Origin of the sequence: Kineococcus sp. NPDC059986, assembly GCF_040702905.1 — a bacterium.
Lineage (GTDB): Bacteria > Actinomycetota > Actinomycetes > Actinomycetales > Kineococcaceae > Kineococcus.
This window is the reverse complement of sequence record NZ_JBFBND010000006.1, coordinates 122,970-146,623: the sequence shown is the minus strand read 5'-3', so window position 1 is coordinate 146,623 and position 23,654 is coordinate 122,970. Positions and strand designations below refer to the sequence as shown.

General features: G+C 74.6%; 24 protein-coding genes. 9 read left to right on the top strand and 15 right to left on the bottom strand.

Annotated elements, in window-relative coordinates:
• Window positions 1-73: 73 nt before the first annotated feature.
• A complete protein-coding gene (gene infC, locus AB0637_RS07185) occupies window positions 74-742 on the bottom strand; it encodes a translation initiation factor IF-3 (RefSeq protein WP_366170823.1) in 669 nt (222 codons plus the stop codon).
• Between the two features lie 308 nt (window positions 743-1,050).
• On the opposite strand from infC, the gene AB0637_RS07180 reads away from it, so the two are divergent.
• Entirely contained in the window at window positions 1,051-1,416 is a 366-nt protein-coding gene (locus AB0637_RS07180) for a DUF1844 domain-containing protein (protein ID WP_366170771.1), read from the top strand.
• On the opposite strand, the gene AB0637_RS07175 is transcribed toward AB0637_RS07180, so the two are convergent.
• A complete protein-coding gene (locus AB0637_RS07175; protein ID WP_366170769.1) occupies window positions 1,397-2,626 on the bottom strand; it encodes an MFS transporter in 1,230 nt (409 codons plus the stop codon). The two genes, AB0637_RS07180 and AB0637_RS07175, sit on opposite strands and share 20 nt — an antisense overlap.
• A 133-nt stretch (window positions 2,627-2,759) precedes the next feature.
• On the opposite strand from AB0637_RS07175, the gene AB0637_RS07170 reads away from it, so the two are divergent.
• Window positions 2,760-3,275 carry a DoxX family protein gene (locus tag AB0637_RS07170; protein WP_366170767.1) on the top strand — a complete coding sequence of 172 codons (516 nt, stop codon included), beginning with the start codon at window positions 2,760-2,762 and terminating at the stop codon, window positions 3,273-3,275.
• A 39-nt stretch (window positions 3,276-3,314) separates the two neighbouring features.
• On the opposite strand, the gene AB0637_RS07165 is transcribed toward AB0637_RS07170, so the two are convergent.
• The 7 genes from AB0637_RS07165 to AB0637_RS07135 all read right to left on the bottom strand — a co-directional run bounded on the left by AB0637_RS07165 (window position 3,315) and on the right by AB0637_RS07135 (window position 9,566).
• Window positions 3,315-4,010 carry an SseB family protein gene (locus AB0637_RS07165; protein ID WP_366170765.1) on the bottom strand — a complete coding sequence of 232 codons (696 nt, stop codon included), beginning with the start codon at window positions 4,008-4,010 and terminating at the stop codon, window positions 3,315-3,317.
• A gap of 56 nt (window positions 4,011-4,066) precedes the next feature.
• Window positions 4,067-4,822, bottom strand: a complete 756-nt coding sequence (gene priA, locus AB0637_RS07160) for a bifunctional 1-(5-phosphoribosyl)-5-((5-phosphoribosylamino)methylideneamino)imidazole-4-carboxamide isomerase/phosphoribosylanthranilate isomerase PriA (protein ID WP_366170763.1) — start codon at window positions 4,820-4,822, stop codon at window positions 4,067-4,069.
• 309 nt (window positions 4,823-5,131) lie between these two features.
• A complete protein-coding gene (gene hisH, locus AB0637_RS07155) occupies window positions 5,132-5,770 on the bottom strand; it encodes an imidazole glycerol phosphate synthase subunit HisH (RefSeq protein ID WP_366170761.1) in 639 nt (212 codons plus the stop codon).
• Window positions 5,767-6,366: an imidazoleglycerol-phosphate dehydratase HisB gene (gene hisB / locus AB0637_RS07150; protein WP_366170759.1), complete on the bottom strand. Its 600-nt coding sequence runs from the start codon at window positions 6,364-6,366 to the stop codon at window positions 5,767-5,769. Before hisB ends, hisH begins: the two co-directional genes overlap by 4 nt.
• Window positions 6,363-7,475: a histidinol-phosphate transaminase gene (locus AB0637_RS07145; protein WP_366170757.1), complete on the bottom strand. Its 1,113-nt coding sequence runs from the start codon at window positions 7,473-7,475 to the stop codon at window positions 6,363-6,365. The genes hisB and AB0637_RS07145 overlap by 4 nt, the downstream gene beginning before the upstream one ends.
• Window positions 7,476-7,563: 88 nt before the next feature.
• The gene (locus tag AB0637_RS07140) at window positions 7,564-8,577 is read right to left on the bottom strand and encodes a Gfo/Idh/MocA family oxidoreductase (protein ID WP_366170821.1); all 1,014 of its coding nucleotides are present in this window, start codon (window positions 8,575-8,577) and stop codon (window positions 7,564-7,566) included.
• Between the two features lie 8 nt (window positions 8,578-8,585).
• Window positions 8,586-9,566 carry a Gfo/Idh/MocA family oxidoreductase gene (locus tag AB0637_RS07135; protein ID WP_366170819.1) on the bottom strand — a complete coding sequence of 327 codons (981 nt, stop codon included), beginning with the start codon at window positions 9,564-9,566 and terminating at the stop codon, window positions 8,586-8,588.
• Between the two features lie 218 nt (window positions 9,567-9,784).
• Between AB0637_RS07135 and sthA the strand changes: the two genes are divergently transcribed.
• Window positions 9,785-11,191, top strand: coding sequence for a Si-specific NAD(P)(+) transhydrogenase (sthA, locus tag AB0637_RS07130; RefSeq protein WP_366170755.1), 1,407 nt, complete (start codon window positions 9,785-9,787; stop codon window positions 11,189-11,191).
• A 159-nt stretch (window positions 11,192-11,350) separates the two neighbouring features.
• Here the strand turns inward: sthA and AB0637_RS07125 are convergent, their stop codons facing one another.
• Together AB0637_RS07125 and hisD are read right to left on the bottom strand one after the other, a co-directional pair.
• Window positions 11,351-11,839, bottom strand: a complete 489-nt coding sequence (locus tag AB0637_RS07125) for a hypothetical protein (protein ID WP_366170753.1) — start codon at window positions 11,837-11,839, stop codon at window positions 11,351-11,353.
• A complete protein-coding gene (gene hisD, locus AB0637_RS07120) occupies window positions 11,836-13,122 on the bottom strand; it encodes a histidinol dehydrogenase (RefSeq protein ID WP_366170817.1) in 1,287 nt (428 codons plus the stop codon). Before hisD ends, AB0637_RS07125 begins: the two co-directional genes overlap by 4 nt.
• A gap of 101 nt (window positions 13,123-13,223) precedes the next feature.
• Between hisD and AB0637_RS07115 the strand changes: the two genes are divergently transcribed.
• Together AB0637_RS07115 and ybaK are read left to right on the top strand one after the other, a co-directional pair.
• A complete protein-coding gene (locus AB0637_RS07115; RefSeq protein ID WP_366170751.1) occupies window positions 13,224-13,949 on the top strand; it encodes an LON peptidase substrate-binding domain-containing protein in 726 nt (241 codons plus the stop codon).
• Between the two features lie 12 nt (window positions 13,950-13,961).
• A complete protein-coding gene (gene ybaK / locus AB0637_RS07110) occupies window positions 13,962-14,465 on the top strand; it encodes a Cys-tRNA(Pro) deacylase (RefSeq protein ID WP_366170749.1) in 504 nt (167 codons plus the stop codon).
• Between the two features lie 110 nt (window positions 14,466-14,575).
• Here ybaK and AB0637_RS07105 read toward each other — a convergent pair whose 3' ends face one another.
• On the bottom strand, window positions 14,576-15,988 hold the full coding sequence (locus AB0637_RS07105; RefSeq protein ID WP_366170747.1) for an OFA family MFS transporter: 1,413 nt from the start codon (window positions 15,986-15,988) through the stop codon (window positions 14,576-14,578).
• A 189-nt stretch (window positions 15,989-16,177) separates the two neighbouring features.
• On the opposite strand from AB0637_RS07105, the gene AB0637_RS07100 reads away from it, so the two are divergent.
• The gene (locus AB0637_RS07100; protein WP_366170745.1) at window positions 16,178-17,053 is read left to right on the top strand and encodes a glycoside hydrolase family 16 protein; all 876 of its coding nucleotides are present in this window, start codon (window positions 16,178-16,180) and stop codon (window positions 17,051-17,053) included.
• Here the strand turns inward: AB0637_RS07100 and AB0637_RS07095 are convergent.
• The 3 genes from AB0637_RS07095 to AB0637_RS07085 all read right to left on the bottom strand — a co-directional run bounded on the left by AB0637_RS07095 (window position 17,038) and on the right by AB0637_RS07085 (window position 19,482).
• A complete protein-coding gene (locus AB0637_RS07095; protein WP_366170743.1) occupies window positions 17,038-17,634 on the bottom strand; it encodes a hypothetical protein in 597 nt (198 codons plus the stop codon). The genes AB0637_RS07100 and AB0637_RS07095 overlap by 16 nt on opposite strands.
• Window positions 17,635-17,917: 283 nt before the next feature.
• Window positions 17,918-18,526, bottom strand: coding sequence for a hypothetical protein (locus tag AB0637_RS07090; protein ID WP_366170741.1), 609 nt, complete (start codon window positions 18,524-18,526; stop codon window positions 17,918-17,920).
• Window positions 18,527-18,615: 89 nt separating this feature from the next.
• Window positions 18,616-19,482 carry a glycosyltransferase family 2 protein gene (locus AB0637_RS07085; RefSeq protein WP_366170739.1) on the bottom strand — a complete coding sequence of 289 codons (867 nt, stop codon included), beginning with the start codon at window positions 19,480-19,482 and terminating at the stop codon, window positions 18,616-18,618.
• Between the two features lie 482 nt (window positions 19,483-19,964).
• Here AB0637_RS07085 and AB0637_RS07080 point away from each other — a divergent pair, with 482 nt between their 5' ends.
• The 3 genes from AB0637_RS07080 to AB0637_RS07070 are packed head-to-tail and all read left to right on the top strand — an operon-like array spanning window position 19,965 to window position 23,627.
• Window positions 19,965-21,398, top strand: a complete 1,434-nt coding sequence (locus AB0637_RS07080) for a glycosyltransferase (protein WP_366170737.1) — start codon at window positions 19,965-19,967, stop codon at window positions 21,396-21,398.
• Complete coding sequence (locus tag AB0637_RS07075; RefSeq protein WP_366170735.1) at window positions 21,395-22,396, top strand: glycosyltransferase family 2 protein; 1,002 nt, start codon at window positions 21,395-21,397, stop codon at window positions 22,394-22,396. The genes AB0637_RS07080 and AB0637_RS07075 overlap by 4 nt, the downstream gene beginning before the upstream one ends.
• A complete protein-coding gene (locus AB0637_RS07070; protein ID WP_366170733.1) occupies window positions 22,389-23,627 on the top strand; it encodes a glycosyltransferase in 1,239 nt (412 codons plus the stop codon). Before AB0637_RS07075 ends, AB0637_RS07070 begins: the two co-directional genes overlap by 8 nt.
• The last annotated feature ends 27 nt before the right edge of the window (window positions 23,628-23,654 follow it).

The following is a 23,654-nucleotide window of genomic DNA, read 5'->3' as shown; positions in this document are numbered from 1 at the left end:
CTGGCGTGCGGCCCGCGGGAGCGTGCCTCCCACGGGCCGTGTCAGTCGTGCGTCCGTCGTGCGACGGCCGACGTCAGGACGCCGTGGCGGCCGTCTCGTCGGTGGTGCTGTCGACCGGCGCCGCCTCGGTCGGGGCGGCAGCCGCCTCGTCCTGGGCCGGGACCGGTGCGGAGGTGCCGGCGGCTTCCGCCTCGGCGTCCTTGCGGCGACGCTCCTCGGCCTTGGCCTCGGCCTTCTTCTTGTGCGGGCCGATCACCATGACCATGTTGCGGCCGTCCTGGCGCGGCGAGCTCTCGACGCTGCCGAGGTCGGTCACGTCCTCCGCGAGGCGCTGCAGCAACCGGAAGCCCATCTCGGGGCGGGACTGCTCACGACCACGGAACATGATCATGACCTTGACCTTGTCCCCCGCCTTGAGGAACCGCTCGACGTGGCCCTTCTTGGTGGCGTAGTCGTGCGGGTCGATCTTCAGACGGAAACGGATCTCCTTGAGGATCGTGTTCGTCTGGTTCTTGCGGGCTTCGCGGGCCTTCATGTCGGACTCGTACTTGAACTTGCCGAAGTCCATGAGCTTGCAGACCGGCGGCCGCGCCGTCGGAGCGACCTCGACCAGGTCGAGACCTGCTTCGTCCGCCAGCCGCAGCGCGTCTTCGACGCGCACGATGCCGACCTGTTCGCCGTTGGGGCCCACGAGCCGCACCTCGGGAACACGGATGCGGTCGTTGATGCGGGGCTCGCTGATGTGCTGCTCCTTCGTCGTCGTGTGGGGCCGCCGGACACGAGGAAGGCCCCCGTGCTCGGACGCGCAACGGGGGCCACCAAGTCCGACGACGCACCCACCACGGCCCGTCCGCGAGGACGAGCACGACGAGGGTCGTCGCGTGCACCCCTCCGGGGAGGAGCGCGGACCAGGAACCTGCGGTGCCGTGGGCACCGAGGTGGGAGGAGGCCTCCGCTTCACGTGCCGGCCCTGTGGACGCCGGGTCCCGCGGTGCTGCTGGAGCGGGATCCGGTGACGTGTGCCGGTCGGTCGCCTGACAGGGTATCAGCATGCAGTCACAGACCCCTCCCGACGCCGTCGACCCCGGCGCGCTGGCCGCGCGCGACATCGCCGACGTGCCGGCGGCCGAGCTCATCACGACGACCGCGGTCCACCTCATGAGCGCCGCCGCCGTCAAGTGCGGGCTGGCCGAGGGACCGGACGCGGCCGACCACCTCGACCTCGCCGAGGCGCGCATCCTCATCACGGCCCTGGCCGGGCTCGTCGTGACGTCGGCCCCCGACATCGGCGGTCAGCACGCCCGGTCGCTGCGCGACGGCCTCCGCTCCCTCCAGCTGGCCTTCCGCGAGGCCTCCGACGTCCCGGACGAACCGGGCAAGGGCCCCGGCGAGCGCCTCACGGGAAGCGTGGTCTGAGGTCGGTCCGGGCGGCGACCACGGCGGTCGCCGCCCCGCCCACCGCGCCGAGGGCTCCGACGACGAGGAAGGGCGTGCCCACCCCGGCCGCGTCGCTCACGGCACCCGCCAGCGGGGCCCCGAGCGCAGCACCCACCGTGGTCGCCGCGGCGTGCCACCCCATCGCGCGACCGCGGACCGACTCGTGGACGCCGTGGGCGACGAGGTCGACGGTGGCGCTGATGACGGGTGCGCAGAACAACCCCGCGACGAAGGTCCCGACGGCCAGGGCCACGGGTCCGCTCAGCAGGGCCAGCGGGGTCGTGGCCAGGCCGAGGCAGACGACGAGCAGCCACGGCGGGACCGGCCGCGGCAGCACGCCGTGGACCAGTCCCCCCACGACCGAGCCGGCCGCCCAGACCGCCAGGACGAGCCCGGTCCAGCGGACCTGCCCCTCCTCACGCAGCTGCGCGACGACACCGAGGTCCGTCGCCGACAGGACGAGGTCGGCGGTGAAGGCGCACGCCATGGCCAGCAGGAGCGCGCTCGTCCACACGGCGTGCCGCTGCGGGGGCGCCGCCCCCGGCACCGCGTCCGCGCCGGCCGCGGGCTCGCTGCGCAGGGGCGGGTCGAGGACGAACATCGCCACCGCGGCGAGGCACTGGCAGACGCCGACGACGACCATCGCGGCCGTCGTCGACCACGCGAGGGCCACGGCCGTCCCGGCCGCCGGGCCCACCATGTAGGAGAACTCCACGAGGACCGCGTCGAGGGAGAAGGCCGTCCGGCGACGGTCGGCCGGGACCACGACGGCCAGCGACTGCCGGACCACGGTGAAGACCGGCGGGCCGAGGGCGCCGGCGACGAACGCCGTCACGAGCAGCCCCTGGTAGGGCAGGAACGGCGCGATCGACCAGCACACCGCCTGGGCCACGATCGAGGGGACGAGGGCGCGCCGCAGGCCGTACCGGTCCACGACCCACCCGCGCCAGGGCGAACTGACCGCCGTCCCGACGGTGGCCACGGCCCCCACCAGACCCGCTGCGCCGTACCCCATCCCGAGGTGCTGGACGACGTGCAGGATGCAGACGATCCCGGCCATGAAGGCGGGGACCCGCCCCAGGGACCCGACCAGCTCGAGGACGAGGACACCGCGGACGGCCAGGACGTCGCGGTAGGGACCGAAGGCGCGCAGGAGCCGGGGACCCGGCCGGGGTGGAGCGGTGGACACGCCCTGCACTCTGGCAGCCGGCACCGACACGACGCCGCCCGGTTCCCCCGACGAACCACCCGCCGTGGCCGAGGTCGGAGCGGAGTGGTCGAATGGCCCACGACCTTGAAGTCGCAAGCACTGGAGGACACTCGTGGCGAACAACGACCTGGGCCTGCTGGCCCTGCGCCTGGGCATCGGCGGCACCCTCGTCGCCCACGGCGCGCAGAAGCTCTTCGGCGCGTTCGGCGGCGGCGGGATCGAGGGCACCGCGGGCGCCATGCACGCGATGGGCTTCCGCCCCGGCAAGCGCAACGCCGTCCTCGCGGGCCTGTCCGAGGCGGGCGGCGGTGCGCTGCTCACCCTCGGGCTGGCGACGCCCGTCGGCGGGGCCTCGGCCGCCGCCGCGATGGCTGCGGCCTCCGTCGTGCACAAGCCCAACGGGTTCTTCGTGACCTCCGGCGGGTTCGAGTACCCCGCCGTCCTCGGGCTGGCGTCCGTCGCCCTGGCGATCGGCGGCCCCGGCCGCTACAGCCTGGACGCGGCCACCGGGCACGTGTTCAACAAGCGCTGGACGACCGCCCTCGCGCTGGCCGCGGCGGGCGTCGGTGCGTACGCGACCATCAAGGCCCGTCAGGAGACGGTGGCCGCCGAGGCCGAGCAGGACTGATCCGCGGCCCGGACCGCCACCGGGCGGTCCGGGCCGTCCTCACGCCGGCAGGACCTGGAACTCCAGCGACTCGGCGCGTTCGGCGACGACGCCGGCCGCGAGGCGCTCCCCGACCGTCCGGAGCAGGCCGTCGAGCCCCTCGCGGTCCAGGCCCGGGCTCACCCCGAGGACGACGCGCAGCTCGGCCCCCCGCCCCGGTTCGCAGCGCGTTCCCCGGACCACCGGCAGGTCGCGGACGGCGTCGGCGACGGCGGCCGCCAGCGTCGCGTCCAGGGCCGCCGGGATCCACGACTCCCCGCGGGCCAGGGCCCAGAAGGCGCTGCGGCGCACGACGAAGCGCACGGGTCCGGCAGGGTCGAGGACGAGCACGTCGCACTCCTCCTGAGCTCCCGACAGCGCCGCCTGCGCGGCCGGCACCGGCACCGGTCGGGCGTCCGGGCGCCACGCGGTGAGCGCCGCGAGGTCGGTGAACAGCGGCAGCCCGCGGCGGCCGTCGGGTTGGGTGAGCAGGGCGAGGGCCATGTCGGCGCTCTTGTCACCGCCGTCCGGGCCCACCTCCCCCAGCTCGGCGACGACGGGGGCGAACACCCGGCCGCCCGCGAGCGCGGCGACGACGGCCCGTTCGGCGTGGACGCGGGCGACCGGGTCGTCGCCGACGGCGTCCCACGCACGCAGCGCCTGCTCCAGCTCCGGGGACCGGGACCCGTCGTCCCCCGTGAAGGCGTTGGGTTGCAACGTGCGCCCCGCCCACGGGACCCCGGCGGAGTCGCTCGTGCGGGGGTCGTGGGCGGTCAGGGCCGGCCGGCCACGTCGAGCGCCTGCGGCAGCGTGAAGTTCCCGGCGTACAGGGCCTTGCCGACGATGGCGCCCTCGACGCCCGTGTCGACGAGGTCGCGCAGCACGCGCAGGTCCTCGAGGCTGGAGATCCCGCCGGAGGCGACCACCGGGGCCTTCGTCCGCGCGCAGACCTCGCGCAGCAGGTCGACGTTGGGGCCGCGCAGCGTTCCGTCCTTCGTCACGTCGGTGACGACGTAGCGGGAGCACCCGTCGGCGTCCAGGCGCGCCAGCACCTCCCACAGGTCACCGCCCTCGCGGGTCCAGCCGCGCGCCGCCAGCGTCGTGCCGCGGACGTCGAGCCCGACGGCGATGCGGTCGCCGTGCCGGGCGATGGCCGAGCGCGTCCAGTCGGGGTCCTCCAGCGCGGCGGTGCCGAGGTTCACGCGGCGGCAGCCGGTGGCGAGGGCCGCTTCGAGGGAGGCGTCGTCCCGGATGCCACCGGACAGCTCGACGGCCACGTCGAGACGGCCGACGACCTCGGCGAGCAGCTCCCGGTTCGAGCCGCGACCGAAGGCGGCGTCGAGGTCGACGAGGTGCACCCACTCCGCGCCCGCCTCCTGCCAGGCGAGCGCCGCGTCGAGCGGTGCGCCGTAGAAGGTCTCGCTGCCGGCCTCGCCCTGGACGAGGCGGACGGCCTGGCCGTCGGCCACGTCGACCGCGGGGAGGAGTTCGAGGCGGCGCGCGGCGGTGGAGGTGTTCTCGCTGGTCACGGGGGGCGAGTCTACGAGGGGTCGCGGGGTGGGTCGGGGCGGCGGGAGCGGGTGGGTCCGGTCCCGTGTCGGACCAGGTGCGGGGACGGCGCGGCGGGGGTGGGGACGACGCGTGCGCCGGTCCCACGGCCGGTCCGACGTGGGACCGGGCGTGGGGACGGGCGTGGGACCGGGCGTGGGACCGGGCGCGGGGACAGGTGTGGGTGTCCCGGGGGCGACGCGACGGGGACACCCACGGGTGTTCCCACGTGGTGACACCGATGGGTGTCCCCGTGGGTGTTCTCGTGGGAGTCCCTGGCGTGCGGGCTCTCAGGTGAGGGAGTCGACCCAGTTCCGCAGGAGCTGGGCGCCGGCGTCGCCGGACTTCTCGGGGTGGAACTGCGTCGCGGACAGCGCGCCGTTCTCCACGGCCGCGACGAAGCGGGCGCCGTGCTCGGCCCAGGTGATCTGCGGCAGCGGCACGCGTCCGGCGGTGGTGTCGAGCATCTCGAAGCGCTGCACGGCGTAGGAGTGCACGAAGTAGAACCGTTCGTCCTCGACGCCGGCGAAGAGCCGGGACGCCGCGGGCGGTTCGACGGTCGACCAGCCCATGTGGGGCACGACGTCGGCGGGGAGCCGCTCGACCGTGCCGGGCCACTGGGCCAGGCCGTCGGGCAGCCCGTCACCGGGTTCGGTGGACGTCTCGAACATCACCTGCAGCCCCACGCAGATCCCGAGCACGGGGCGGCCCCCGGCGAGGCGTCGGTCGACGATCGCGTCGCCCCCGATGGCCTTCAGCCCCGCGTTGACGGCCGCGAACGCGCCGACCCCGGGCACGAGGAGACCGTCGGCCTCCAGGGCCTTCTTCCGGTCCGACGTCAGCTCGACCGAGGCGCCGACGCGCTCGAGGGCGCGGACGGCGGAGCGGACGTTGCCGAAGCCGTAGTCGAGGACGACGACGGACGTCACAGCGCGCCCTTGGTCGAGGGGATGCCGACGACGCGCGGGTCGGGTTCGACGGCGTACCGCAGCGCCCGGGCCAGCGCCTTGAACTGCGCCTCCACGACGTGGTGCGGGTCTCGGCCGGCGAGCACGCGCACGTGCAGGCAGATCTGGGCGTGGAACGCGAAGCTCTCCAGCACGTGCCGCGTCAGCGACCCGGTGAAGTGGCCGCCGATGAGGTGGAACTCCTGACCCGCGGGTTCCCCCTCGTGCACGCAGTACGGGCGACCGGAGACGTCGACGACGGCGTGCGCGAGTGCCTCGTCCAGGGGCACCGTGGCGTCGGCGAAGCGGCGGATGCCGGACTTGTCGCCGAGGGCCTGCCGGAACGCCTGACCCAGGACGATGGCGGTGTCCTCGACGGTGTGGTGCACGTCGATGTGGGTGTCACCGCTCGCCCGGACCGTCAGGTCCATGAGCGAGTGCTTGCCGAGCGCCGTGAGCATGTGGTCGTAGAACGGCACCGTCGTGTCGATCTGCGTGCGGCCCGACCCGTCGAGGTCGAGTTCGACGAGGACGGAGGACTCGCTCGTGCTGCGCTCGATGCGCGCGGTGCGGCTCACTTGTCTGCCACCACTTCCTGGAGTGCGGTTCGGAACTGCTGCATCTCGTCGGCCGTGCCGATGCTCACCCGGAGCCAGCCCGCCGGACCCGTCTCGCGGATGAGGACACCCCGGTCGAGCAACCCCTGCCAGACCGCGTGCCGGTCGGCGAAGCGGCCGAAGAGGACGAAGTTCGCGTCGGACTCGGCAACGTCGAAACCGTTGTCGCGCAACCAGACGACCGTCTCGTCGCGGCGGGTGCGGAGTTCGTCGACGGTGGAGAGCAGGGCCGCGGAGTGCGCGAGGGCGGCCCGGGCCGTGGCCTGCGTGACGGCCGACAGGTGGTAGGGCAACCGGACGATCCGCAGGGCGTCGACGAACGCCCGCGACGCGGCCAGGTACCCGACGCGCGCCCCGGCGAGGGAGAACGCCTTGCTCATGGTGCGGCTGACGGCGAGGTTGCCGTGCCGCGGCAGGAGTTCCAGGGCGCTGGGCACGCCGGCCCGGCGGAACTCCCCGTACGCCTCGTCGACGACGACGATCCCGCCGACGGCCGTGACCTCCTCGAGCACGCCCTCGACCGTCGCGAGCGGCAGGGCCGTCCCCGTCGGGTTGTTCGGGCTCGTCAGCAGGACCACGGAGGGCCGGTACCGGCGGACCTGCTCGCGCGCGTGCTCCACGTCGACGGTGAAGTCCTCCTCGCGCCGGCCGGTCACCCACGTCGTCAGGGTGTCCCGCGCGTACTCGGGGTACATCGAGTACGTCGGCGCGAAGCTCAGGGCCGTCCGGCCGGGCCCGCCGAAGGCCTGCAGCACGTGCAGCATGACCTCGTTGGACCCGTTCGCCGCCCACACCTGCTCGGGTTCCAGCACGGCGCCGGACTCGGTGCGCAGGAAGGCTGCGAGGTCGGCGCGCAGGTCGAGGAACTCGCGGTCGGGGTAGCGGTTGAGCCCGACCGCGGCCTGCGCGACGGCGGCGGCGATGTCGGCGACGACCTCGGGCGCGACCGGGTAGGGGTTCTCGTTGACGTTGAGGACCACCGGCACGTGCAGCTGCGGGGCGCCGTAGGGGTGCTCGCCCCGCAGGTCCTCGCGCAGCGGCAGGTCGGCCAGCGTGGTCGTCTCGGTCACGGCAGCAGTGTCCCAGACGCGCGGGACCGCCCGCCCCACCCCGGCGGGGGTGGGACGGGCGGTCCGGGTGGTGCGGGGTGGGCAGGCGTCAGACGCTGAGGACCTTGGCGATCGTCCCGGTCCGCGCCCCCTCGTAGGCCGCGAGCAGGACACCGAGGACGGCGATGCCCTCGGTCTCGGTGTGGATCGGGCGGGTGCCCTCGCGCAGGCAGTCGGCGAAGGCGCCGATCTCCTCGACGAAGGAGTCCACGTCCTCGAACGAGAACGTCTCCTCCTCCCCCGTGCGCAGCCGGTAGGTCACCGAGTTCGCCGTGCCGGTCAGCGAGCCCAGCTCGCCGACGACGGAGAACTTCTCGGTGCCCGGGGCCGGGTCGTAGGCCCAGCTCGTGACCATCTGGCCGACGACGCCGTTCTCGAAGCGGACGAGGACCTGCGCGGAGTCCTCGCCCTCCATGAACTTCAGGCGGTGCGTGGAGAGGAACGCCGTCGCCTCGGTGGGCTGGGCGTTCGCGAGGTGGAGCAGCAGGTACGTCGGGTGGTACCCCGTGTCGATGAGTTCGCCGCCGCCGGACGTCTTGGCCGAGGCGCGCCACCCCATGTTCGAGGGGTCGAAGTCGTTGTGGAAGCTGTCCGTCGTGCGGACCTCGTAGACGGTGCCGAGGATCCCCGAGTCGAGGAGTTCCTTCGCCTTGGCGACGGAGGGGAAGAACAGCTGGTTGTGCGCGCACATCAGCGTGACCCCGGCCGAGCGCACCGCCGCGGCGACCCGGGCGGCCTCGTCCGCGGTGAGGCACAACGGCTTCTCGCACAGGACGTGCTTGCCGGCCTCGGCCGCCGCGATGATCGCGTCGGCGTGCAGGTGGTGCGGCAGGCAGATGTCGACGGCGTCGATGTCGGCGGTGGCGAGCATCTCGCGGTAGTCGGTGAAGGCCTGCGCCCCGAGTTCGGCCGCGCGGGTGTTCGCCGCCTCCTCGACGACGTCGGCGACCGCGGTGACGCCGATCCTGGCGGCGTGCTCGCGGTACCCCTTGACGTGGGCGCGGGTGATGCCGCCCCCGCCGATGAGCCCGACCTTGACGGTTCCCTCGACGCGCTGCGTCATGGTGGCGTTCACTCCTTCGTCCCTGCTGCGTGGTTGGCCCGCACGACGAGGCGGGTGAGGTCGACGGCGCGCTGGAGGTTCTCCGTGGCCCGGGTCCCGGCGGTCGCGTGCTGCACCCACTGCGCGAACGCGTCGGGGGCGTCGGCGGGGACGGTGAGGTCCTCCGTGCGGCCGTCGGGGTGGCGGCGCCACAGGCGGTGGCCGGAGTCGGTGTAGTGCACGGAACCCTCGGTGCCGTGCACGTCGATCGTGAAGGCGTCGTTGCTGACGAAACCCGCCTCGACGACGCCGATGCGGCCGTCCTCGTAGCCGACCGTGACGACGGCGTGGTCCTCGACGTCGCGGGGGGTGACGTTCGCGTAGACCGCGCGGACCGTCTGCGGGTCGGTCCCCAGGAAGAGCTGCGTCAGGTAGACGGGGTGGCAGCCGAGGTCCGTGAGGGCGCCGCCGACGGCCGGTCCGGGGTCGAAGAACCGGTCCGGCAGCCAGCCCCCGCCGCCGCTCGCAGCACCGCGCCCGTGGACGGCGCCGTCGTGGGAGAGGCGGACCCGGCCGTAGGTGAGGGTGCCGAGCTCGCCGGAGTCCAGCAGCTCGCGGACGGCGAGGGTGTAGCCCGCGTACAGGCGCGGCAGGGAGACGACGAGGGCCAGCCCGGCGTCGGCGGCCTGGGCGACGAGCCGCTCGCACTCCTCGACGGTGGGGGCGAGCAGCTTCTCGGTGAAGACGTGCTTGCCGGCGGCGAGGGCGCGGGAGATGACGTCGGTGTGGGCCGTCGTCTCGGTGGTGACGGTGACGCCGTGGACGTCCTCGCGCGCCAGCAGCGCGTCGAGGTCGTCGGTCAGCTCGACGCCGAAGTCGTCCGCCAGGGGCCGGCCCAGCGTCGGGTCGGGGTCGTAGGCGGCGACGAGGGTGGTGTCGGGGTGGGCGGCTGCGGAGCGGGCGTAGTCCTTGGCGTGGACGTGCCAGCACCCGAGCACGGCCACGTTCATGGCAGGCACGAGGGGTGTTCCTCCGGACGCTTCATCGGGTCGTGACGGTCCTCACGCTAGGACATCCGGATGTCGGTGCGGAAGGTCTGGGGGGTCCCGATCTGGGAACGTTCGCAGGGTGGGGGCGGCACGTTGCCGGGAGGTGACGTCACCCAGCGTCGTGTGACGTTCATGTGACACGGCTGCAGAATCGCGGTCAGGGTGCCGAAGATGTGACCATGCGCGACCACTACGACCTCCTGGTCCTCGGTTCCGGCCCCGGCGGGCAGAAGGCGGCCATCGCGGCGGCCAAGCTCGGCAAGCACGCGGCCCTCGTGGACGGCGGCTCGATGATGGGCGGTGTCTGCGTCAACACGGGGACGATCCCGTCCAAGACGCTCCGCGAGGCGGTCGTGCACCTGACGGGCATGAGCGTGCGCGACGTCTACGGCGCGAACTTCCGCGTCAAGCAGGACATCACGATGGCCGACCTGTCGGCCCGCACCACCCACGTCGTGCGCCGCGAGGCCGAGGTCGTGCGCGACCAGCTCTCGCGCAACCGCGTCGACCTGTACGACGGGATGGCCCGCTTCACCGGCCCGAACAGCGTCGCCGTCGAGGCCCCGGGCCTGCCGGTCCGCCACCTCACCGCCGACAAGTTCGTCATCGCCGTCGGCACCCGCCCCGCCCGCCCCGCCGACGTCGACTTCGGCTCCGGCCGCGTCGTCGACTCCGACGGTGTGCTGCAGCTCGCCGAGATCCCGCAGACCCTCGTCGTCGTGGGCGCCGGTGTCATCGGCATCGAGTACGCCTCGATGTTCGCGGCGCTGGGCACCAAGGTCACCGTCGTGGAGTCGCGCCCGAACTTCCTGGACTTCTGCGACTCCGAGATCGTCGAGGCCCTGAAGTTCGAGCTGCGCGACCTGCGCGTGGCGTTCCGCCTCGGCGAGTCCGTCGTCAAGGTCCAGGCCGACGGGCAGGGCACCGTCACGACCCTCGCCTCGGGCAAGCGGATCCCCGCCGACACCGTCCTGTACTCCGCGGGCCGCCAGGGTGCGACGGACTCCCTCGACCTCTCCGCCGCCGGCCTGGAGGCCGACAAGCGCGGCCGGCTCGTCGTCGACAAGCAGTTCCGCACCGAGGTCGAGCACATCTACGCCGTCGGCGACGTCATCGGCTTCCCGGCGCTGGCCTCCACCTCCATGGAGCAGGGCCGCCTCGCCGCGTACCACGCGTTCGGCGAGCAGGTGAACTCGCTCATCGAGCTGCAGCCCATCGGGATCTACTCGATCCCCGAGATCAGCTACTGCGGTCACACCGAGGACGAGCTGACCCGCGCGGCCGTCCCCTACGAGGTCGGGGTGGCCCGGTACCGCGAGCTCGCGCGTGGCGCGATCGTCGGCGACTCGCACGGCAAGCTCAAGCTGCTCGTCTCGACGGAGGACCGCAAGCTGCTCGGCGTGCACGTCGTCGGGACGTCGGCCACGGAGCTCGTGCACGTCGGGCAGGCGGTCATGACGTGCGGCGGGACCGTCGACCACCTCGTCGACACGGTCTTCAACTACCCGACGCTGTCCGAGGCGTACAAGGTGGCCGCGCTCGACGTGACGAACAAGATGCGGGCCGCCGCGCGCTTCGACTCCTGACGCCCGACCCCACCCCGTCACGCTCCGTCACCTCGGAGGCGTCGCCGGGTGGACTCGTCGACGCTACGAGCCGAACCTACCGGCGCGTGGCGTCAACGATCCCCCCAGGGACCGGGGCCGCGGTGACGGAGGGTCAGGGGCGGCGGGTGCGGGTGGCGGTCAGGCGGGGTCGTCGTCGCGACCGCGTCGCCGCTTCCAGAACGCGCCCTTGCGGGGTTCCTCGTCGGGGACGGCGTGCTCGGCGGGGTCGGCCTTGCCGAGGACGAGGTCCTGGACGAGGTCCGGCCACACCGACAGCAGCAGACCCGGCTTCGGGTCGTCCCCACGGGTGCCGCCCGTCCACGTCTGCCCCTCGATCGACTCCTCGCCGACGGTGAACAGGACGAACTCGGCCTGCGGGACGGCGGTGGACAGCGTCTGCACGTCCTGCTCCCCCGTGCCCGGGTCGTGGGTGACGAGCACCGTGCCGATCCCCTTCACGGCCACGACGTGCGCGTGGACGTCGTGGGCCGGCAGGAGGTCGGCGAGCGCCCGCGCCTGCGCGATGCCCGCGACGATCACGGAGCGGACGGGCTTCTTCGGGCCGAAGGCCTTGGCGAACTCGGCGTCGAAGTCGAACTCGGGGACGTCGGGGGTCTCGTCGGTCACGGGGCGGTCCCCTCGAATCGGGCGCTGACGGCCTCGCCGTGGGCAGGCAGGTCCTCGGACTGCGCGAGCGCGACGACGTGCGGCGCGACCTCGCGCAACGCCCGCTCGTCGTACTCCACGACGTGGATGCCGCGCAGGAACGTCTGCACGCTGAGACCACCGGAGAACGAGGCCGTCCCGCCGGTCGGCAGGACGTGGTTGGAGCCTGCGCAGTAGTCGCCGAGGGAGACCGGCGTGTGCGGCCCGACGAAGACCGCGCCGGCGTTGCGCACCCGGGCCGCGACGGCGGCGGCGTCGGCGGTCTGGATCTCCAGGTGCTCGGCGGCGTAGGCGTCGACGACGGCCAGGCCGGCCTCGACGTCGTCGACGAGGACGACCGCGGACTGCGGGCCGCGCAGGGCCTGCTCGATGCGCCCGGCGTGCTTGGTCGCCGCGACGCGGCCGACCAGGGCGGCGTCGACGGCGTCGGCGAGCTGCGGGGAGTCGGTGACGAGGACGGCGGCGGCCATCGGGTCGTGCTCGGCCTGGCTCACGAGGTCGGCGGCGACGTGGCCGGGGTCGGCCGTGGCGTCGGCGAGGACGGCGATCTCGGTGGGGCCGGCCTCGGAGTCGATGCCGACGGTCCCCTGGACGTACCGCTTGGCCGAGGCGACGTAGATGTTGCCCGGCCCGGTGACGACGTCGACGGGTTCGACGACGACGGTCCCGTCGGCGTCGCGCGCCCCGTAGGCGAACATCGCGATGGCCTGGGCCCCGCCGACGGCGTAGACCTCCTCGACGCCCAGCAGCGCGCACGCGGCGAGGACCGTCGGGTGGCCGGACCCGCCGAACTCCTTCTGCGCCGGGGTGGTCACGGCGATCGAGCCGACCCCCGCGACCTGCGCGGGCACGACGTTCATGACGACGCTGGAGGGGTAGACGGCCCGGCCGCCGGGCACGTAGAGCCCGACCCGGCCGACGGGCACCCAGCGCTCGGAGACGCGACCGCCCGGGACGACCTCCGTCGTGGTGGTGCCGCGCAGCTGGTCGGTGGCGACGAGGCGCGCACGGCGGATCGACTCCTCCAGCCCCGCGCGGACGTCGGGGTCCAGGGCGGCGAGCGCGTCGGTGAGCGCCTGCGCCGGCACCCGGACGTCATCGGTGCGGACGCCGTCGAAGCGCTCGGTCAGCTCCAGCAGGGCGGGAACACCGCGGGCGCGGACGTCCTCGCAGATCGGGGCGACGCTCGCCAGGGCGGCCGCGACGTCCACGTCGGCGCGCGGGACGACCGCGCGCAGCGACATCGCGTCCAGGACCTGCCCGCGCAGGTCGATGCGGCGCAGGAACGGGGCGGGGGTGCTCACGGGGCAGGAGTCTACGAGCCGGAGGTCCTAGGGTGGCCCGCGTGCCGCAACGCCTCCCGCTGTTCCCGCTGGGCAGTGTCCTGTTCCCCGGACTGGTGCTGCCCCTCAACGTGTTCGAACCCCGGTACCGGGTGCTCGTCCAGGACCTCGTCGGTGACCTCGGCGACGACGCCGGCCCGGACACGGGGCTCGCGCCCGGCGAGGACGCCGAGGACGCGGACGTGCGGGGCTTCGGCGTCGTCGCCATCAAGTCCGGTCACGAGGTCGGGACAGGCAACCTGCAGGCCCTGCACACCGTGGGGTGTGTGGCTCTGGTCCGGGAGGTCTCCGAGACCGAGGACGGGCGCTACGAGATCGTCACGGTCGGGGCGAGCCGCTTCCGGCTCGTCGGCATCGACGAGTCCGCGGGGACGCCGTACCTCACCGGCCTGGTGGAGCCGTTCGGCGACGACGACGTCGAGGACGACGACAGCGACGGCCGGCTGACGGTGCTGGCCGACGCGGTGAGCCGCTCGTTCGACGAGTACCGGGACGTGCTCGACATCGGCGGGGCCGAGGCGCCCGACGACCCGCGGGTGCTGTCCTACCTCGTCGCGGCCGCCGCGGTCCTCGACGTCGACCAGCGGCAGCGGCTCCTGGAGGCGCCCGACACCGTCGCCCGGCTGCAGGCCGAGCTCGAGCTGCTGCGGCGCGAGACCTCGCTCATCAGCACGTTCGGCGCGGTCCCGGCCACGGAACTGCCCGTCTGGCCCGTGAACTCGAACTAGGGAGGGTCCGCGGTGGCGAAGCGGGCGGACGCCGGGACCCCGGCGCTGAAGGTGCTGGCCGACCGCGGCGTCGCGCACACGGCGCACCCGTACGCGACGGGTGCGCACGCCGGGGACGGCTTCGGTGACGACGCGGTGCGGGCGTTGCGGGCGGGCGGTCTGGACGTCGACGAGCACCGCGTCTTCAAGACGCTGCTGGCCGACGTCGACGGGCACCTGGTGTGCGCGGTCGTCCCCGTCGCGGGGATGCTCGACCTGAAGGCCCTGGCGGCGGCCGCGGGCGGCAAGAAGGCCGCCATGGCCGATCCCGCCCGGGCGCAGCGCAGCAGCGGGTACGTCGTGGGCGGCATCAGCCCGCTCGGGCAGCGCACGGCCCTGCCGACGTTCCTCGACGACTCGGCGCAGGGTTTCGCCACCGTCCTCGTCAGCGCGGGCCGGCGGGGGTTGCAGGTGGAACTGGCCCCCGCCGACCTCGTCGCGGTGACGGGGGCCCGGACCGTCCCCCTGCGCCGGTGAGGACCCTCAGCCGGTGAACAACCGCGAGGCCCGCACGAGGGTCTCCACGACGCCGTAGGCCAGCGGGATCCCGACGAGCGCCCAGCCGGCGACGACCCGGCCCCGGGCGTTCACCGGGTCCCCCGTCCGCTCGGACGCCGGTCCTGCGCAGGCTCGTGGAAACGTTCCGAGACCGGGCGGACGAGGAGGTTGGCCACGAACCCCACGGCCAGGACGGCGACCATCGTCAGCAGCGCCGGGCGGTACGCGGCGGCCGTGAGGCTGCCGGGGTCGCCCTGCGCGTCGAGGAACCCGTTGACGATGAGCGGACCGGCGATGCCGGCGGCCGACCAGGCGGTGAGCAACCGGCCGTGGATCGCGCCGACCTGGAAGGTGCCGAACAGGTCGCGCAGGTAGGCCGGGACGGTCGCGAAACCCCCGCCGTAGAACGACAGGATGACGACGGCGAACAGCACGAACAACGCGGTGCTGCGCTGCCCGAACGTCGCGAGGAGGAAGTACGCGACGAGCCCGATGCCGAGGTACCCCATGTACACGGGTCTGCGCCCGATGACGTCCGACGTCGAGGACCACACGAACCGCCCGGCCATGTTCGCCATCGACAACAGGCCGACGAAACCCCCGGCGGCGGCGACCGACACGGCGGAAGCGCCGCTGCCGGAACGGAAGAAGTCCTGGATCATCGGTGAGGCCTGTTCCAGGATCCCGATGCCGGCGGTGACGTTGCAGAACAGGACGACCCACAGCAGCCAGAACTGCGGGGTCCGGACGGCGTTGCGCGCCGAGACGCTCGCTGTCGTCACGAGCGCCTTGCCGCGGACCGAGGCGGGGTCGAAGCCGTCGGGGACCCACCCCGGCGCGGGCACCCGGATCGTCGCCGCGCCGTAGGCCATGAACAGCGCGTGCACCACGGCGAAGGTGAGGAACAGCAGGGCCACGGCCGATCCCGCGGGGGCGCTGCCGGTGACGGTGGAGTCGTAGGCCGGGTCGTAGAGCGACAGCAACCGCGTCGAGAGCGGGCTGGCGATGAGCGCACCGCCGCCGAACCCCATGATGGCCATGCCGGTGGCGAGCCCGGGCCGGTCGGGGAACCACTTGATGAGCGTCGAGACGGGCGAGATGTAACCGATGCCGAGGCCGATCCCGCCGATGACGCCGTACCCGAGGTAGAGCAGCCACAACTGCCCGGTCGCGATGCCGAGCGCGCCGACGAGGAACCCCGTGACCCAGCAGGTGGCCGAGGCCGCCATGGCCTTGCGGGGGCCGCTGCGGTCGACCCACGTGCCGCACACCGCGGCGGACAGGCCGAGCATGACGATGGCGATCGAGAAGACCAGCCCGATCCGCGTCTGGCTGACGTCGAAGTGGCTGACGAGGGCGGTCTTGTAGACGCTCGTCGCGTACACCTGACCGATGCAGAGGTGGACCGCGAGGGCGGCCGGGGGGACGAGCCACCGGTTGAACCCCGGCGGGGCGACGGTGCGCTGCCGGTCCAGGACGGCCGGGGCGGCGAGAGGCGACACCAGGAGCTCCTTCGCTGTGGGTGTGCTGTGTCCAAGCTGTTCGCTCGGACGGACCACACCGTAGGTGAGGACCTGAGGCACCGACACCCGGAGCACCGGAGTCCGCCGTTGTCACGCCTAGCAACACCTCGGACACGTAGAGTTCTGAGCGCGCGCTCGGCCGTGAGCGCCGGGACCCCGGGAGGACCGATGCGCCCTCGCACCTCCCCCCGCTCGGTCGCCGGCGCCGCCCTCCTCGCCGCGACGGTCGCGGTCGTGGTCGCCGCTCCCGCCGACGCGGGCGGTGCAGGCCGCCCGGCGACGGTGACCCGCGGACTGCGCGACGTCCGCACGCCGGCTCCCGCCGGGGCACCCGCTGCGCCCGCGACCCCGCAGGGCACGGGGGCGCCCCGGGGAGACCTGCCCGGGTGGCGGCAGGTCCTCGTCGACGACTTCACGACCTACGTCCCCCTCGGCGGTTTCCCGGGCCCCGCCTACGCCGGCCGGTGGACCGGGTACGACGGGGCGCACGACACCAGCGGGGCCGGGACCTACCGCCCCGCGCGCGTGGTGTCCGTCGACGACGGCGTGCTCGACCTGCACGTGCGCACCGAGGGCGGGACACCGCTGGTGGCCGCCCCCGTCCCGCTGCGCGACGGGCAGTGGGGCGGCTGGACGTACGGCCGGTACTCCGTGCGCTACCGCGCCGACGCCGTCCCCGGGTACAAGACGGCCTGGTTGCTGTGGCCGGACTCCGACGACTGGTCCGACGGCGAGGTCGACTTCCCCGAGGGCGACCTGGACGGGACCGTGCACGGCTTCGTGCACCGACCCGGCGCCCCGGAGCAGAACGCGCTGGCCGTCGACACCGGGGTGCGCGCGACGGACTGGCACGTCGCGACGGTCGAGTGGCGACCGGAGGGGGTGCGGTTCCTGCTCGACGGGGTGCTCGTGGGGTCGACGCCCGTGTCCCCGGACCGGCCGATGCACCTGGTCCTGCAGACCGAGACCTCCGGCGGGACTCCCCCGGCCGGCGCCGCCGGGCACGTGCAGGTCGACTGGGTCGCGCTCTACCGCCTCGTCTGAGCGACCCGCGCCGCGGGCACCACCGGGGCGGCCGGCAGCGGCGGCTGCGGGGCCACGGGCTGGGACAGCTGCTGGGACACGGGCTGGGACACGGGCTGGGACACGGGCTGGGACACGGGCTGGGACACGGGCAGGGACACGGGCAGGGACACGGGCAGGGACACGGGCAGGTCGGCGGGGCTCAGGGGCGCGGGCACCACCGGGACGAACGGGGCCTGCGCGACGAGGGACGCCGGGAGCGGGGCGTCCGCGGACCGGGCGGGGCGGCGCAGCAGCAGCGCGGTCCACAGGGCCAGGGCGAGGGCCACGAGCGCGGGTCCCCCCTCGGTGCCGAGGCGCAGCCCCAGGTCCTCCCCCGCGAGGGCCAGCGCGGTGACCCCGGCGGCCACGACGGGCAGGACGGCGGGACCGCGGGACCGCCGCCCCACCGAGCGCACGTGGCCCGCGAGCGTCACGGCGGGCAGCAGGACGAGGACGGCGCCGACGGCCGCTCGGGCGGGCAGGCCGTCGCTGGCGAAGGACAACCAGGCGGCGCCGGCGGCGACGCCGGCCAGGGCGGTGCGGGTCCGCATCGGGTTCACGCTCCCAGTGAACGGGGCGGGACGGTGGGCGCGGGGGGTTTCGGCGACGGGTCCACCGTTCGGCGCAGGAGGTCGCTCGGCCGTCCGGGGTGGCCCGGAAGCACTGCGCGGCAGCGGGTCCCCCGGACGGCGATCGGCCACGGAACGACGACGGGCGCCGACCCCGTCCTGCATGCCCAGGAGGGGACGGCGCCCGCGTTCGCGCAGCGCAGCCCGGCGAGCGGGCGCCCACGCCCAGGGCGCCGGTCGCTGCACCGCGGCCCGCACCGGAGTGCGGGAGTTCTCAGATCTCGCCGCGCTCGAGGGCGTCGGCGAGTTCGGCCAGCAGGGCCAGCCGTGCCGGGACGATCCGGTCCACGCCCGTCGGCCCGTCCGGCGGCCAGGGCCCGACGAGGCTGACGGAGGTGTCGCCCACGGCGAGGAAGTCGCGTTCGCGGACCGCGACCGACGGTCCGGCCGACCGCAGCGCCCCGGCGAGGACCGCCAGCTGGGCCGTTCCGGACCGGAAGGGCACCGGCTCGCCGGAGGCGGAGAACCCGACGACGAGCTCGGTCGGCGCCCCGAGGGCCTCGACGCTCGTCAGCAGGAGCACGTCGTCCCGGACCCGCCGCACACCACGCCGCCCCGCGTCGGCCGGCCGCGCGAGGACGGAGGCCACGTAGGCCGTCCGGCCGGCGTAGGGACCGGTCAGGGCGAGTTCGGCGTGCGCGTGCTCGGCCAGGAGGACGTTGGGTGCGGGGAACCGGGTGGAGACCTCGACGAGGTGGCCCTCCACGCGCCAGTCCGCCGTGACCGGCAGGGCGCGCAGCCCGAGCAGCCGACGGTCGCGGGCCCGGCGGAACCCGGCGGCCGTCGTCCAGGGCAGCCGGGGACCCGGCGGACGCAGACCCACGGACGGCTCCTCGCGACGGGACGGACGGGCGGCCGATCCTCCCACGCGGACCCCGGCGGGTCCGGCTCCGCAGGTCCGGGCGCCCCGGTTCAGCCGGCGACCGCGGGGGCGTCGGCCAGGGACACGTCGGGCAGCACGACGACGCGCGGGCCGGCGCTCTCCACGACGGGAGCCACCACGGGGGCCGCAGCGATCGGGCGACGGGCGGGCACCTGCACGGGCGCTGCGGCGCGGAACCGCTCGGTGAGCAGCGCCCGCAGGACGCGGAACCCGTCGCGGAAGGTGTTGAGGTTGCTCTCGCCGTGGATGCGGTCGAACTCGTAGCTCGGCACCTCGGTGATCGTCAGCCCGGCCTTGGCGATGCGGGTGTTGATGATGGTCTCGATCTCGAAACCGTCGCCCCAGTGCTTGGCGTCGACCGCTTCACCGCTCGCGTCGAGGTCCAGGGCCGGGAGGCAGTCGCGCCAGAACGCGTTGTAGCCGTAGCAGAGGTCGGAGTACCGCGTGCCGAACAGCAGGTTGGCCGCCAGGTTCAGGCCGGCGTTGCCGACGCGGCGCAACCGGGTGATGTCGCTGCTGCCGCCGCCGGCCGCGAAGCGCGTGCCCTTGGCGAAGTGCGCGCCCTCCACGAGGGCCTGGACGAACGCGGGGATCTCCCGCGGGTCCGCGGACCCGTCCGCGTCGAGCATGACGATGACCTCGCCCGTGGCGGCGGCGAAACCGCACGCCATGGCGTTGCCCTTGCCGCGACGGTTCTGCAGCACGACCTTGACGTCGGGACGCAGGGCCCGGGCGGTCTCGACGGTCCCGTCGACGCTGCGGCCGTCGACGAGGACGACCTCGTGGACGTCGGGGAGGAGGGCGAACACGTGCGGGAGGTTCGCGGCCTCGTTGTAGGTGGGGATGACGACGCTGACCGTGGGTCCGGCCGCGACGGTGGGGAATGCGTTCGACATGATGCTCCCTGAGGAATCAGGGGCCCGGTTTCGCCTCTCGCTCCCCGCCGGGCCACGGCGACCAAGGACGCCCGGCGGATCTTCACGTGCCCTCACGGGCGGTCCCGTGGGCGGGACCGCTGTACGACTCCGCCGATCGTAGGAGGACGCGCACCGTCCGGACACGGACCTGACACGACCGGCGCACCCGGCCACCCGTCCGGCGCACCCCGAACGCCTCCTGACCACGCTGCGTGACGAACGGCACCGCGACGGGCAGCGTTCCGGACCCGCCTGCCCGGGGTCCCCGCAGCCAGCACCGCCACCGATCCGTTGCGGTGCGCGGCGTCCCGCCGCTCCCCGCTGTCACCAACGGCCCAGCGCGTTCGTCCGTTCCGGTTCCCCACACCCCCTCGGGATGCCCGTCAGCCCTACCGTGAGTGAGGAGACGTCCCCGCGCGAACGCGACGGGACGCACGCGCAGGAGGAGGGAGGAACCCACCGTGACCACCACCGGGACGGCCGTGCTCGTCACCTCCGTCGACCTCGACGAGGAGTTCACGCCGGGAACCACCCCGGACCTCACCACGGCCGTGGCCGCCGCCGTGTCCACCGCTGTGCACGGGGATCTCGCCGCCCGCCCGGATCCCGAGCGCTGCACCGCCGCGTGGGTCCTGGTGCGGTGCGGGGGCCGCCCGGTGGCGACCGCGGAACTCCCGCTCCCCCTCGACCCCCACGACGCGCGGTGGCGGGAACTGACCACCGCGGTGCACACCGCGCGGGTGTCCGACCCCGAACCCGTCGCGGTCCCCGCGGGGCTGCCCACGGTGAGCGTCGTCGTCCCGACGGTCGTGCAGCGCGTCGAGGACCTCGACCGGTGCCTGTCCGCTCTGGAGGCGCTGCAGCACCCGGGGGGTTCGGGGGCGGTGGAACTCCTGCTCGTCGACAACCGGCCCGTGGTGCCCGCCGACGACCCGCTGCCGGGGTTGCTCGCCCGCCACCCGCGCGTCCACCGCGTCCCCGCGCCCCGGCCCGGGATCTCGCAGGCCCGCAACGCCGGACTGGCGGCGGCCCACGGCGAGGTGGTGGCCTTCACCGACGACGACGTGCGGGTCGACCCGGGATGGCTCCTGGCCCTGGGCGCCCGGTTCGCCGCGCACCCCGAGGAGGACGTCGTCACCGGGCTCGTCGTCCCGGCCGAACTCGAAACCCCCGCGCAGCGCGCCTACGAGGCGCACTACGGGGGTTTCGGGGGGACCCGACGGCTCTCCCCCGTCCAGGTCGCGCCCGTCCCGGGCCGGCCGGGCCGCGTCCGGGAGCTCGACGGCACGGGGACCGTCCTCCGCGAGTTCCCCGTCTACGGGATCGGGGCCTTCGGGGCCGGCGCCAACATGGCGTTCCGCCGCACCGCGCTGCCGCGGGGTTTCGACGTCCGCCTCGGCACCGGGACCCCGACCCGCGGTGGCGAGGACCTCGCCGCCCTCGTCGAGGTCCTCTGGCGCGGGGGCCGCCTCGGGTACGAACCGGCGGCCGTCGTGCACCACACCCACCGGCGGGACCTACCGGGTCTGGAACGGCAGCTGCACGGCAACGGGGTGGGTTTCACCGCGATGCTCACAGCCCTCGTGCGGCAGGACCGCCGACACCTGCACGCCCTCGCGGCCCTCGTCCCCGCGGCCGCCGTCGAGAAGCTCCGGTGGGCGCGCTCGCGGGCCGCGACCCGTTCCGTCGCACCCCCGACCGTCCAGCCCTCGCGGGACCCCGCCGCCGACGTCGCGCCCGTCGAGGTGGTGGACGCCCGCCGGCTCGTCCGGCGCGAACTGCTCGGCATGCCCTGGGGTCCGCTCGCCTACGCCCGTGCGGGAGCCCGTTCCCGGAGCACCACCGGGAGCACACCCGAGAACCCCACCCGCCCCGTCCCGCAGGAGATCTCGTGAGCGACGTCCTGGCCGGTCCCGCCCCCTGCTCCGGCGACCGGACCGCCCCGCCCAGCGTGACGGTCGTCGTCTGCGCCTACACGCTCGACCGGTGGGAGGACCTCGTGGCCGGCCTCGCCGCGCTGCGCACGCAGACGCGCCCGGCCGAGGAGGTGCTGCTCGTCGTCGACCACGCCCCGGACCTGCTGGACCTCGCGCGCACGGCCCTGGGGCCGGGCACGACGGTGCTGGAGAACGTCTTCGAGCGCGGTCTGTCGGGCGCGCGGAACACCGGGGCGGCCGCCGCGGCCGGTGACGTCGTGCTGTTCCTCGACGACGACGCCCGCCCCGACGCGGACTGGGTCGCCGCGGGCGTCGCCGCGTACGCCGACACGGACGTCGTCGGCACCGGGGGCAGCGCCGTCCCGGTCTGGGACTCCCCCGGCCGGCCGGACTGGTTCCCCGAGGCGTTCCTCTGGGTCGTCGGCTGCAGCTACGAGGGCCTGCCGGGCGACGGTGCGGCGATCCGCAACCCCATCGGCGCGAGCATGGGGTTCCGGCGGGCGGACCTCCTGGCCGCCGGGGGTTTCACCTCGGGGATCGGCCGGGTCGGCCGCCACCCGGTCGGCTGCGAGGAGACGGAACTGTCCATCCGCGTGCGCCGCCGCCGCAGCAGCGCCCGGATCGTCCACACGACGACCGCCGTGGTGCACCACCGGGTGCGGCGGGACCGCGCCACCGTCGGCTACTTCCTGCGCCGGTGCTTCTGGGAGGGCTGGTCCAAGGCCGTCGTGGCGGCGGCCGTCGGTCCGCAGGACGCCCTGTCCTCCGAGCGGTCGTACGCGACCCGGGTCCTGCCCCGGGCCGTGCTGCGGGGTGTGGCCTCGACCGCCCGGGGGCGCGGGTCCGCCGGGCTGCAGCAGGCCGCCGCCGTCGTCGCCGGGTTCGCCACGACCGCGGTCGGCTACGGGTACGGGCTCCTGTCCCGCAGCACGGGAACGGGAGCGGGCCGTGGCTGAGCTCCCCGTCCTCCCCGTCTGGTGCACGGAGGTCGACCTCGCGCCGGGCCGCGAACCCCTCGGGGCCGCCCCCACCACGGCGGCCACCTCCCGCGTCCTGGTCCGCCTCGACGGCAACCCCCTCGGGTACGTCACGGCCCCGGCCCACCCGGGACCGGACGACGCCGCCCTCCTGGCCGCCCTCCCCGCGGGGGCGCGCGACCGGGTCCGGGCGCGCCGGGCCGGGACGCCCGCGAAGGACGCGCTCGCCGACGTCCCCACGGACGTGAAGGTCAGCGTCGTCGTCTGCACGCGCAACCGCCCCGAGGTGCTCGCGCGCTGCCTGGAGCACCTCGGCCGGCTCGTCTACCCCGACCTCGAACTCCTCGTCGTCGACAACGCCCCCGCCGACGACGCCACGCGCGACGTCGTGGCCGCGGCGGCCGCCCGCGACCCGCGGCTGCGGTACGCGCGGCAGGACGTGCCGGGGTTGTCGCACGCCCGCAACCGCGGACTGGAACTGGCCACGGGTGACGTCGTGGCGTACACCGACGACGACGTGCGGGTCGACCCGTGGTGGGTGCACGGACTGGTCCGGGGTTTCGCGCGCCGCCCCGACGTCGCCTGCGTCACGGGTCTGGCCGTCGCGGCCGCCCTCGACACCGAGGTCGAGGCGTACTTCGACGCGCGCGTCTCCTGGTCGACGGTGCGGGCCCCCCGGGTCTTCGACCGGGCGACTGGGCGGGCGGAGAACCCGATGCACCCGTACGCGGCCGGGGTGTTCGGCACGGGGGCCAACGTGGCCTTCCGCCGGGCGGACCTGTTGCGGCGCGGCGGGTTCGACGTCCTCCTCGGCGCCGGGACGGCCACCCGCGGGGGCGAGGACCTCGACGCGTTCGTGCAGACCCTGGTGCACGGCGGGGCCCTGGCGGTCGAACCCTCCGCCGTGGTCTGGCACCACCACCGGAGCACGGCCGCGGAACTCGCGGACCAGATGTACGGCTACGGGACGGGGCTGACGGCGTTCTACGCGAAACTGCTCCTGGACCCCGTGACGCGGCCGGGGGTGCTGCGGGCGGTGCCCGCCGGTCTGGTCCGGCTCGCCGGGACCGTCGCCGGGGTCCGCGGGCGGAACCGGGCGACCGCGCACGAGAGCGCGTCCGGCCCGGTCCCGGGGTTGCTGCGCCGCGAACTCACGGGGATGCTCGCCGGCCCCGCCCTGTACCTGCGCGCCCGCAGCGCCCGGGCCTGAGCGGAACCCGGCCGGAACCCGGCAGGA